Here is an 11,244-nt window from a genome sequence, read left to right as displayed (position 1 = left end):
CAGGACGTGCGGTAGGGTGGTGAGCCATGCCGATTCATAGCGAGATCCTGACCAATCCCAAGGCCGACCGCGTGCGCCGCATCGCCGACCTGGCCCGCCCCAAGGGGCGCGACAAAGCCGGTCGCTTCCTGGTGGAGGGGCCCCAGGCCGTGCGCGAGGCCGTCGCGTGGACGCCCGGCGCCATCCGCGACCTCTACGTGGCCGTCGAGGAGGAGCCCGACGCCTGGGTCGTGGCCAACCCGGTGCTCGAGGCCATCGTCGACGCCTCCCAGCAGGCGGACAGCCCCATCTACGTGCATCTGGCCACGCCGGAGGTGCTCGACAGGATCAGCAAGGACGCCCAGGGCATCCTCGCCGTCGTGGACATGGGCGCCGTGGCCGCCGACCCCGGCGCCGTGGCCGTCGGCGACGCCCCCTTCGTCGCCGCCTGCTACGAGGTGCGCGACCCAGGCAACGCTGGCACCGTGATCCGCGCGGCCGACGCGGCCGGCTGCGACGCGGTGGCGCTCGTCGGCGACTGCGTGGACCCGCTCAACCCCAAGGTCGTCCGCGCCACCGCCGGCTCCCTGTTCCACCTGCCGGTGCTGCGGATGGAGGCCGACGGGTTCGTGGACTGGGCGCACGGGCACGGCATGACCGTCGTCGCCGCTGACGTGCACGGCGCCGACGGCAATCCCCCCGAGCCGCTGCCCGCCCTGCTGGAGGACCAGGCATTGGTGCGCGGAGGCAAGGCCGTGCTCTTCGGCAACGAGGCGCACGGACTGGGGCCGGCAATGCTGGCGAAGGCCGACCGCGTGGCCACGATCCCGATCTACGGCAAGGCGGAGTCGCTCAACCTGGCCACCTCCGCGGCCGTGATGCTCATGGGCATGGCCGCCGCGGCGCACCGCTGAGACACCCCCGTCCGAGCCGCGGAACGGCCGCGCGCCGGCGGGAGGGCGGGGCAGGCCTATGTCAACCCATCTGAGGACAATGGCACCTGGGAAAACGCTGGAAAACAAGCACAACAAGCACAACAAGCGAAAGGCAAGTCTTGGCTGAATCATTGACGTTCGACGCCCAGACGGTGACCGAGGCGGTCGCCGAGGGCATCGCGAAGATCGCACAAGCCACCGATCTCGAGGAGCTCAAGGCCATCAAGACCGAGTACGCGGGCGCCGAGTCCGCGATGACGCTCGCCTCGAAGGCCATCGGCTCCCTTCCGGCCGACCGGAAGAAGGACGCGGGCAAGCTCATGGGCAAGCTGCGCGCCGACTTCGGCCGCGCCTACGGCCCCAAGGAGGCCGAGCTCAAGGCGAAGGCCGAGGCCGAGGCCCTGGCCGCCGAGACCGTGGACATGACGCTGCCCGTCACGCGCAAGCCGCTGGGCGCGCGCCACCCGCTGGCCAAGCTCATGGAGGACTGGGAGGACTTCTTCGTCTCGATGGGCTGGCACATCTCCTCCGGCCCCGAGGTGGAGGCCGAATGGTACAACTTCGACGCCCTCAACTTCGGCCCGGACCATCCGGCCCGCCAGATGCAGGACACCTTCTACGTCAAGGGCAACCAGGCCACCGACGCCGCCGGCTTCGTCGGCTCCAACATGGTGGTGCGCACGCAGACCTCCTCCGACCAGGTGCGCGCGCTGCTCGAGTACGGCGTGCCGCTGTACGTGGCCTCGCCGGGCCGCGTGTTCCGCACCGACGAGCTCGACGCCACCCACACCCCCGTCTTCCACCAGTGCGAGGCGCTGGCCGTGGACAAGCACCTGACCATGGCGGACCTCAAGGGCGTGCTCGACAAGCTCGCCGTCGCGATGTTCGGCGAGGGCGCCAAGACGCGTCTGCGCCCCAGCTACTTCCCGTTCACCGAGCCGAGCGCCGAGCTCGACCTGTGGTTCCCGGACAAGAAGGGCGGCCCCGGCTGGCTCGAATGGGGCGGCTGCGGCATGGTCAACCCGAACGTGCTCAAGTCCGCCGGCATCGACCCGGAGCAGTACACCGGCTTCGCGTTCGGCATGGGCATCGAGCGCACGCTGCTGCTGCGCAGCGACATCAACGACATGCACGACCTCGTCGAGGGCGACGTGCGTTTCGCCGGACAATTCGTGATGGGGGAGTGAATCAACCATGCCTATGATCGACATCGATTGGCTCAAGGACCACGTCGAGGTCCCCGAGGGCCTCACCTACGAGCAGCTCGCCAAGGACCTGGTGAAGGTCGGCCTGGAGGAGGAGCAGATCCACGCCTCCCAGGTGACCGGCCCCATCGTCGTCGGCTATGTGGTGGACGCCACGCCGGAGCCGCAGAAGAACGGCAAGACGATCAACTGGTGCCATGTGGACTGCGGCGAGGAGTTCAACGAGACCGACGAACACGGCAACAAGGTGCCGCGCGGCATCGTCTGCGGCGCGCCGAACATGCGCGCCGGCGAGAAGGTCGTCGTCACGCTGCCCGGCGCCGTGCTGCCCGGCGACTTCCGCATCGAGCCGCGCAAGACCTACGGCCACATCTCCGACGGCATGTGCGCCTCCGAGCGCGAGCTCGGCCTGGGCGACAACCACAACGGCATCATCCTGCTGCGCGACTACGGCTTCACCGAGGAGGAGTACGAGGCCCTGAAGCCCGGCCAGGACGCGATGCACCTGCTGCACCTCGACCAGCCGCTGCTCGAGATCAACATCACCCCGGACCGCGGCTACACGCTCTCCTACCGTGGCGTGGCCCGCGAGTTCCACCATTCCACCGGCGCCAAGTACGTGGACCCGGCCGTGGCGCTCACCAAGCGCGCCCCGATGCCGGCCGGCGAGGCCACCGGCAAGGCCCCCGACATCGAGGTGGCCATCGAGGACGACGCCCCGATCCACGGCGTGCCCGGCTGCGACCGCTACTACGCGCGCGCCATCCGCGGCTTCGACCCGTCCGCCAAGACGCCCAACTGGATGCGCCGCCGCCTGATCCGCGCCGGCATGCGCTCCATCTCCCTGGCCGTGGACGTGACCAACTATGTGATGCTCGACCTCGGCCAGCCGATGCACGCCTACGACCTGGACAAGATCAGCGGTCCGATCGTGGTGCGCCGCGCCCGCCAGGGCGAGAAGCTCACCACCCTCGACGGCAAGGAGCATGAGCTCAGCTGCGAGGACCTGCTCATCACCGACTCCCCGGACGGCCAGCGCGGCTCGCGCATCCTCGGCCTGGCCGGCGTGATGGGCGGCCTGTACGGCGAGGTGACCGCCGAGACGAAGAACATCCTGCTCGAGGCCGCGCACTTCGACCAGGTGACCATCGCCCGCTCCGCCCGCCGCCACAAGATCCCCTCTGAGGCGTCCCGCCGTTTCGAGCGCGGCGTCGACTTCCTGCTGCAGCCGGCCGCCACGCAGATGGCCGCCGACCTGCTGGTGCGCTACGGCAACGGCGAGCCCAGCGAGGCCCCCACCGACGTCAACCGCACCCCGCGCCGCAAGCCCATCCACTTCAAGGCCACCGAGGTGGCCCGCGTGGCAGGCCTCGACTGCGACGTGAACACCATCAGCGACATCCTCACCGACATCGGCTGCGGCGTGGCCGGCGGCGGCAACGGCGAGTTCTCCGTGCTGCCGCCGAGCTGGCGCCCGGACCTGAATGAGCCGTGCGACCTCGTGGAGGAAGTGGCCCGCCTGGTCGGCTACGACAAGATCCCGGTGCGCGTGCCCGCCGCGCCGGTCAACGGCCGCGTGGGACTGACCGCCAACCAGCTGCGCCGCCGCCGCATCGCCGACGAGCTCGCCGAATACGGCATGACCGAGGCGCTGAGTTACCCGTTCGTGGGCGACGAGGACTACAAGGCCTTCGGCTACGACCCGGAGGCCACCAAGCGCGTGAGCGTGCAGATCGCCAACCCGCTGTACGGCGACCGTCCGTTCCTGCGCCGCGCCATCCTGCCGACCCTCGCCGGCATCGTGCAGCGCAACATCCGCCGCGGCATCGAGAACGTGTCCCTGTACGAGCTCGGCCACGTGTACCTGTGGAACCCGGACGCGCCCGCCATCCCGGCCCTGCCCGGCGGTGTGAAGCCCACGCCCGAGCAGCTCGCCGCGCTCGACGCCGGCCTGCCGGACCAGCCCGACCATGTGGCCGGCATCCTGACCGGCCTGGCCGAGGACACCGGCTGGATGGGCGGCAAGCGCGCCGTCGACTGGTCCGACGCCGCCGAGGCCGTGCACCGCATCGCCGACCGGATCGGCGCGGCGCTCGCCTTCGACCAGCCGGCCGCTGCCGACGTGCCCGCCCAGTGGCATCCCGGCCGCTACGCCCGCGTGATGAGCGGCGACGTGTTCGTCGGCCATGTCGGCGAGCTCCACCCGCACGTCAACGAGGCGCTCGGCCTGCCGGCCCACTCCGCCGCCTTCGAGCTCGACCTGAACGCCCTGTTCTCCACGATGGACGGCAAGCCGGTGCAGGCCAAGCCTGTCTCCACCTTCCCGCCGGTCAAGCAGGACCTCGCGTTCACGGTGGACCAGGCGGTGACCGCCGCCGCGCTCGAGGAGACCATCCGCGAGGCCGCCGGCGACGAGCTGGAGTCCATCGAGCTGTTCGACGTGTTCACCGGCGAGCAGGTGGGCGAGGGCAAGAAGTCCCTGGCCTACGCCGTCGTGTTCCGCGCCGTGGACCGCACGCTGTCCGCCGAGGACAGCGAGGCGATCCGCGCGCGCATCGTGGAGGCCTGCGCCTCCAAGCTCGGCGCGCAGCTGCGCGCCTGATTCCAAGGACCGCAAGGAGACCGATGACCGAACCGCACACGCCCCAGGACGCCGGCCCCGGGCAGGGGACCGCGCCGCAGGACTCCGCGCCGCGGCAGAACGGCCGCCCCGAATACGGGGCGATGGCCAGCGACTACCCCGGCTACGACCCGTACCTGTACGGCAGGCCCGAGCCGCCGCGGCAGTCGCAGGGGCAGCCCGGTCCGGTCCCCGCCGCCCCCGCCCCGGCGGGCGGGGGCGCGGTCCCGCCCGCGGCGCCCCAGCCCGGCGCGCCCCAGGGCGCAGCGCCGTTCAACCCATACCCCTACGGCGCGCCCGAACCGCCGCAGGGGCCGGCGAACCCCGGCCAGGCGGGCCAGCGCAACCCCTATGGCGCCCCCGGCTACGGCCAGCCGAACCAGCCGACCGCGGACGGGCATACGCCCGACTGGCGCTACGGCATCGACATGGCCGATCCGAACCAAAACCCGCTCTACGGCAAATGGGATCTGTACGCCATCCTGGCGCTGGTGTTCAGCGTGTTCTTCGTGCCCGGCCTGCCCGCCCTCATGGGCGGCATGGCGATGTGGCGCACCAAGACCTTCCATATGCGCGGCTTCGGGTTGGCGCTCGCCGCGGTGATCCTCAACGTGCTCATGACCCTGGTGTGGCTGTGGATGCTCGCCTCCGGCATGAGCGCCAGCGACCTCACCGCCCAGCTGCTCGGTTCGATGGGCGGCTCCGGCGGCTCCGATGGTTCCGGCAGCGAGCAGACCACGCTCAGCGCCTGACGTGGCGCCCCGTCCCGGCGTCCATGGGCCGGCGGCCTCCCACGGGGAGCCGCCGGCCCCGCCGTATCAGCGGAGGCCGGGCGGATCGCGCGGGCGCGTTGCATAATTATGCAGATGTCTGCATAACTTCGTATACTGCCGGTGTATCGCGACGAGAAGGAAAGGAACTGCGGCATGGCGAAATACACGGTGGCCGTGGCGGGCGCCACGGGATACGCGGGAGGCGAGGCGTTGCGCATCCTGGCGGCGCACCCCGCGTTCGAGGTGACCTGCGTGGCCGGCCACTCCTCGGTGGGGGACCGGCTCGGCGCGCATATGCCCCACATCCCCCAGCTGGCCGACCTTATCGTCGAGGACACCACGCCCGAGGTGCTCAACGGCCATGACGTCATCATCCTCGCACTGCCCCACGGCGCCTCCGGCGCGCTGGCCGAGACGCTCGACCCGGACGCCGTGGTCGTCGACCTCGGCGCCGACCACCGCCTGGAGGAACAGGCCGCCTGGGACGAGTTCTACGGCGGCGACTTCCACCAGCCCTGGACCTACGGCATGCCCGAGCTCATCCTCGGCCACGCGGCCGACGGCTCCATCCTGCGCCAGCGAACCAAACTGCCCGGCGCCACGCGCATCGCCGGCCCCGGCTGCAACGTGACCGCCGCCACGTTCGCGCTCCAACCCGGCGTCGCCGAAGGACTCGTCGAACCCACCGACATCGTCGCCGACCTTGTCGTCGGCTACTCCGGCGCAGGCAAGAACCTCAAGCGCACCAACCTGCTCGCCGCCGAGGCCATCGGCTCGGCCGTGCCCTACTCGGTGGGTGGCACCCACCGCCACATCCCCGAGGTGCTCCAGAACCTCGCCCACGCCGCCGGCCTGAACGCTGCGGACGCCGGCCGCTTCACCCTCGGCTTCACCCCCATCCTCGCCCCGATGGCGCGCGGCATCCTCGCCTCCGTCTCCGCCAAGCTCACCCCGCGGGCCGCTTCGATGACGGATGCCGAAATCCACGCCGTGTGGGAGCGGGCCTACGCCGGCCAGGACTTCATCGTCGTACTGCCGGAAGGCACGCTGCCCGCCACCGCCAACGTCATCGGCTCGAACGCCGCCCACGTGCAGGTGGTCGTCGACCGCAAGGCCGGCCGGCTCCTCGCCTTCGCGGCCATCGACAACCTCAACCGGGGCACCGCCGGCCAGGCGGTGCAATCACTCAACATCGCCCTGGGCCTGCCCGAGGACCAAGGCCTGACCAAGATCGGAGTCGCACCGTGAGCGTCACATTCGCACAAGGATTCTCCGCGGCCGGCGTGCCCGCCGGCATCTCCGCGGTCGAAGGCAAGAAGGACCTCGCCCTCGTGGTCAACGAGGGACCGCTCGAGGCCGCGGCGGGCGTGTTCACCTCGAACCGCTTCTGCGCCGCGCCCGTGCAGTGGTCGCGCCGCATCCTCGCCGACGGCAAGGCCAAGGCCGTCATCCTCAACTCCGGCGGCGCCAACGCCTGCACCGGCGAGGCCGGCTATGCGCAGACCGTCGCCACCGCCGAGACCGTCGCCGGGCTGTGCGGCTGCGCCCCCGAGGAGGTGGCCGTCTGCTCCACCGGCCTCATCGGCGAGCTGCTGCCGCTCGACCATGTGCTCGACGGCGCGAAGGCCGCGCACGCCGCGCTGGCGGCCACGCCGCAGGCCGGCGCGGACGCCTCCGAGGCCATCATGACCACCGACACCAAGCCCAAGCGCGTCGAACTCTCCGGCTCCACCGGCTGGCGCCTCGGCGGCATGGTCAAGGGCTCCGGCATGATCGCCCCGCAGCTGGCCACGATGCTGTCCGTCATCACCACCGACGCGGTCGTCACCGCCGGCCAGCTCCAGGCCGCGCTGACCGCCGGCGTGGAGACCACGTTCAACCGCATCGACGTGGACGGCTGCATGTCCACCAACGACACCGTGATCCTGCTCGCCTCCGGCGCCTCCGGCGTCGAACCCGACCACGACGAGTTCAACCGACTCGTGCGCGAGGCCTGCGCCTCGCTCGCCCGCCAGATCATCGGCGACGGCGAGGGCGCCAGCCATGACATCCGCATCCGCGTCACCGGCGCCACCAGCGAGGAGGCGGCCCTGGCCTGTGGCCGCGCCGTCGCCGCGTCGAACCTGCTCAAATGCGCGATCAGCGGCAACGACCCGAACTGGGGACGCATCGTCTCCTCCCTCGGCACCGTGCCGGAGGACATCGCGCCCTACCGTACGCAGGACGTGACCGTGGACGTCAACGGCGTGCGCATCTGCGAGCATGGCGGCGCCGGCCGCGACCGCTCCGAGGTGGACATGACGCCGCGCGAGGTGCACATCGACATCGACCTGAACGCCGGGGACGCCGAGGCCACCGTGTGGACCGACGACCTGACGCACGAATACGTCCACATCAACGCCGACTACGAGTCGTGAGCCAGAGGGCGCACACGCCCGGGAAAGGGAATACTGACCGCATATGGCCGAACTGAAGGGACCCGGATTCCACTTCGACGTGCACACCGACCTGCGCGCCGACCAGAAGGCGGAGGTGCTCATCGAGGCGCTTCCGTGGCTGGAGGAGTTCGCCGGGCAGCGCATCGTCGTCAAATACGGCGGCAACGCGATGGTCGACGAGCATCTCAAGCAATGCTTCGCCGAGGACATGGTCTTCCTGCGCCAGGTGGGGCTGCACCCGATCGTCGTGCACGGCGGCGGGCCGCAGATCTCCCACATGCTCAAGGCCCTCAACATCGAAAGCGAGTTCAAGGGCGGCCTGCGCGTCACCACGCCCGAGGCGATGGATGTGGTGCGCATGGTCCTGACCGGCAAGGTCTCGCGCGAACTCGTCGGCCTCATCAACGCGCACGGCCCCCTGGCGGTGGGACTGTCGGGCGAGGACGGCGGCCTGTTCTCCGCCATGCAGCGCCGGCCCATCATCGACGGCAAGCCCACCGACATCGGCCTGGTGGGCGACGTGGTGTCCGTGGACGCCTCCGCCGTCGAGGACCTCGTGGCCGCCGGGCGCATCCCTGTCGTCTCCTCCGTCGCCCCCAACGAGGACGACGCGACCGAGGTGCTCAACGTGAACGCCGACTCCGCCGCCGCCGCGCTGGCCGCCGCCGTCGGCGCCCGCAAACTGGTGATCCTGACGGACGTGGAGGGCCTGTACGCCGACTGGCCGGACCGCGATTCGCTCATCGGACGCATCGGCGTGGAGAACCTGCGCGACATGCTGCCCGAATTGGAGACCGGCATGCGGCCCAAGATGGAGGCCTGCGTGCGCGCCATCGACGGCGGCGTGCCCCAGGCGCACATCATCGACGGGCGCAAGCCCCACTCCATCCTGAACGAGATATTCACCACCGCCGGCATCGGCACGATGGTCGTGCCCGAGGACGGCATCGAGATGAGGAGCACCTATGAACGCTGAGCAGCACGGCCCGGAGACGCTCGGGCCCGAGGACTCGAAGTGGCTCGGCGAGTACGCCGACGTGCACATGAGCGTGTTCGGCACGCCGCTGCGCGTGATGGACCACGGCGAGGGCATGCGCATCTGGGACGTCGACGGCAACGAGTACCTCGACTTCCTCGCCGGCATCGCCGTCAACTCCATCGGCTACGCCCACCCCGCGTGGGTCAAGGCGGTGGCCGAACAGGCCGCCAAGGTGGCGCACACCTCCAACTACTTCGCCACCGAGCCGCAGATCAGCCTGGCCGCCCGGCTTATCAAGCTCGCCGGCGCACCCGAGGGCTCCCACGTGTACTTCGGCAACTCCGGCGCCGAGGGCAACGAGGCCGCCCTCAAGCTCGCCAAGCTGTACGGGCGCACGCTGCCCGGCGCAGCCCCCGCCCTCGGCGGCAAGCCCGCGCGCATCGTCGCGCTGACCAACGGTTTCCACGGCCGCACGCTCGGCGCTCTCTCCGCCACTTGGAAACCCGCCATCCGCAAGCCGTTCGAGCCGCTGGTGCCGGGCATCGAGTTCGCGCAGGCCGGCGACATCTACGCCCTACACGAGGCCTTCGCCGCCACCGGCCAGGGCCCCTACGGCAAGGGGCCGGTCGCCGCCGTCATCCTCGAGCTCATCCAGGGCGAAGCCGGCGTCAAGCCGCTCGGCGCCGACTATGTGCGCCAGGTGCGCGCCATGTGCGACGCCCACCACGCCCTGCTCATCGTCGACGAGGTACAGACCGGCATCGGCCGCACCGGCGCCTGGTTCGCGTTCCAGCGCGAGGACCTGTCCGGCGGCATCACCCCGGACATCGTCACCTTCGCCAAGGGCGTGGCCGGCGGCTTCCCGATGGGTGGCATGATCGCCTTCGGCGCCAAGCTCTCCGCCCTGTTCACCCCCGGGTCGCACGGCTCCACCTTCGCCGGCAACCCGCTCGGCGCGGCCGCCGCGATGGCCACGCTCGACGTCATCGAGCAGGAGGGCCTCGTCGCCAACGCGGAGGAGCGCGGCCGCCAGCTGCGCGACGGCATCATGGCGACCGGCAACCCGCTGTACGTCTCCGTGCGCGGTCGCGGCCTGCTCGACGCCGTCGAACTCGCCCACCCCTGCGCCCACGCCGCCATGGCCTGGTGCATGGAACACGGCCTCATCGTCAACGCCGTGCGCGCCGACGCGCTGCGCCTGGCGCCGCCGCTCATCGTCAGCGCGGCGGACGTCGACGAGGCGCTTGCCATCCTGCGGGATGTGCCGGCCGACCTGCCCGACGACTGAGCCGCCCCGACCCGACCCACACCCCATCACCCACGAAAGGAAGCGCCCATGACCCCCCAGCTGCGCCACATGCTGCGCGACGACGACCTCAACCACGAGGAGCAGAAGCAAGTCCTCGAACTGGCCATCAAGTTCCACCAGGACCGCTTCTACCGGCGCCCGTTCGACGGTCCGCAGGCCGTCGCCGTGCTCTTCGACAAGCCCTCCACCCGCACCCGCTCCAGCTTCTCGATCGGCGTGGCCGAGCTCGGCGGCTACCCGCTGGTCATCGACAAGTCTGGCTCCCAGCTCGGCCGCGGCGAGCCCGTGGCCGACACGGCCCGCGTGCTCGACCGCATGGCCTACGGCGTGGTCTGGCGCACCTTCGGCCAGGCCAACGTCGAGGAGATGGCCCGGTACTCCACCCATCCGGTAGTCAACGCCCTGACCGACGACTTCCACCCCTGCCAGATCCTCGCCGACTTCCAGACCATCGCCGAGCACCGCGGCGGCGTGGACAACCTGAGCAACCAGACCATCGCCTACCTGGGCGACGCGGCCAACAACATGTCCAACTCCTATCTGCTCGGCGGCGCCGTCGCCGGCATGGATGTGCGCGTGGCTGGCCCGCAGGGCTTCCTGCCGCGCCCGGACATCGTCGAGGACGCCAAGCGCATCGCCGCCGAGACCGGCGGCTCCATCACCGTCACCACCGACCCGCGTGCGGCCGTGGACGGCGCCGACTGCGTGTTCACCGACACCTGGGTGTCGATGGGCGAGGAAGCCGAGTACGCGATCCGATCCAAGCCGTTCTGGGACTACCAGGTCAACGACGAGCTCATGGCGCTCGCCAAGCCGGACGCGCTGTTCCAGCACTGCCTGCCCGCCTACCGCGGCAAGGAGGTCACCAGCTCCGTGATCGACGGTCCGCAGTCCGTGGTCTGGGACGAGGCCGGCAACCGTCTGCACGCGCAGAAGGCCCTGCTCACCTGGCTGACCGGCATGGCCCGCGGCGACGAGAGCCTGCTGGCGTAGCGGATGGACGCCG

Annotated in this window: 9 protein-coding genes; all 9 read left to right on the top strand. The window is 70.7% G+C overall.

The features are described 5' to 3' along the window. The first annotated feature begins 26 nt into the window (after nucleotides 1-26). The 9 genes from H7U32_RS02030 to argF all read left to right on the top strand — a co-directional run bounded on the left by H7U32_RS02030 (nucleotide 27) and on the right by argF (nucleotide 11,231). Nucleotides 27-893 (top strand): TrmH family RNA methyltransferase, encoded by an 867-nt coding sequence (locus H7U32_RS02030; RefSeq protein ID WP_204467600.1) that lies wholly within the window; start codon nucleotides 27-29, stop codon nucleotides 891-893. A 140-nt stretch (nucleotides 894-1,033) separates the two neighbouring features. Continuing rightward, nucleotides 1,034-2,101 (top strand): phenylalanine--tRNA ligase subunit alpha, encoded by a 1,068-nt coding sequence (pheS, locus tag H7U32_RS02025; protein ID WP_204467598.1) that lies wholly within the window; start codon nucleotides 1,034-1,036, stop codon nucleotides 2,099-2,101. A gap of 7 nt (nucleotides 2,102-2,108) precedes the next feature. Then, entirely contained in the window at nucleotides 2,109-4,721 is a 2,613-nt protein-coding gene (gene pheT, locus H7U32_RS02020) for a phenylalanine--tRNA ligase subunit beta (RefSeq protein ID WP_204467596.1), read from the top strand. A gap of 23 nt (nucleotides 4,722-4,744) precedes the next feature. Next, on the top strand, nucleotides 4,745-5,491 hold the full coding sequence (locus H7U32_RS02015) for a DUF4190 domain-containing protein (RefSeq protein WP_204467594.1): 747 nt from the start codon (nucleotides 4,745-4,747) through the stop codon (nucleotides 5,489-5,491). Between the two features lie 174 nt (nucleotides 5,492-5,665). Then, entirely contained in the window at nucleotides 5,666-6,760 is a 1,095-nt protein-coding gene (gene argC / locus H7U32_RS02010; protein ID WP_204467592.1) for an N-acetyl-gamma-glutamyl-phosphate reductase, read from the top strand. After that, a complete protein-coding gene (gene argJ / locus H7U32_RS02005; protein WP_204467591.1) occupies nucleotides 6,757-7,929 on the top strand; it encodes a bifunctional glutamate N-acetyltransferase/amino-acid acetyltransferase ArgJ in 1,173 nt (390 codons plus the stop codon). The genes argC and argJ overlap by 4 nt, the downstream gene beginning before the upstream one ends. A gap of 43 nt (nucleotides 7,930-7,972) precedes the next feature. Continuing rightward, nucleotides 7,973-8,926: an acetylglutamate kinase gene (argB, locus tag H7U32_RS02000; protein WP_204467589.1), complete on the top strand. Its 954-nt coding sequence runs from the start codon at nucleotides 7,973-7,975 to the stop codon at nucleotides 8,924-8,926. Further along, on the top strand, nucleotides 8,916-10,217 hold the full coding sequence (locus tag H7U32_RS01995) for an acetylornithine transaminase (RefSeq protein ID WP_204467588.1): 1,302 nt from the start codon (nucleotides 8,916-8,918) through the stop codon (nucleotides 10,215-10,217). The genes argB and H7U32_RS01995 overlap by 11 nt, the downstream gene beginning before the upstream one ends. Before the next feature lie 48 nt (nucleotides 10,218-10,265). Beyond that, entirely contained in the window at nucleotides 10,266-11,231 is a 966-nt protein-coding gene (gene argF, locus H7U32_RS01990) for an ornithine carbamoyltransferase (RefSeq protein ID WP_204467586.1), read from the top strand. Nucleotides 11,232-11,244 lie beyond the last annotated feature (13 nt).

Origin of the sequence: Bifidobacterium pullorum subsp. saeculare (assembly GCF_016899725.1) — a bacterium.
GTDB lineage: Bacteria > Actinomycetota > Actinomycetes > Actinomycetales > Bifidobacteriaceae > Bifidobacterium > Bifidobacterium pullorum_C.
The sequence above is the reverse complement of the archived record's forward strand: the minus strand, read 5'-3'. Positions and strand labels throughout refer to the sequence as shown.

Bases quoted from the DNA above. Each gene is read 5' to 3' on its own strand.
- H7U32_RS02030 (WP_204467600.1), top strand. From the start codon at position 27: ATGCCGATTCATAGCGAGATCCTGACCAATCCCAAGGCCGACCGCGTG.
- pheT (WP_204467596.1), top strand. From the start codon at position 2,109: ATGCCTATGATCGACATCGATTGGCTCAAGGACCACGTCGAGGTCCCC.
- H7U32_RS02015 (WP_204467594.1), top strand. From the start codon at position 4,745: ATGACCGAACCGCACACGCCCCAGGACGCCGGCCCCGGGCAGGGGACC.
- argC (WP_204467592.1), top strand. From the start codon at position 5,666: ATGGCGAAATACACGGTGGCCGTGGCGGGCGCCACGGGATACGCGGGA.
- argB (WP_204467589.1), top strand. From the start codon at position 7,973: ATGGCCGAACTGAAGGGACCCGGATTCCACTTCGACGTGCACACCGAC.
- H7U32_RS01995 (WP_204467588.1), top strand. From the start codon at position 8,916: ATGAACGCTGAGCAGCACGGCCCGGAGACGCTCGGGCCCGAGGACTCG.
- argF (WP_204467586.1), top strand. From the start codon at position 10,266: ATGACCCCCCAGCTGCGCCACATGCTGCGCGACGACGACCTCAACCAC.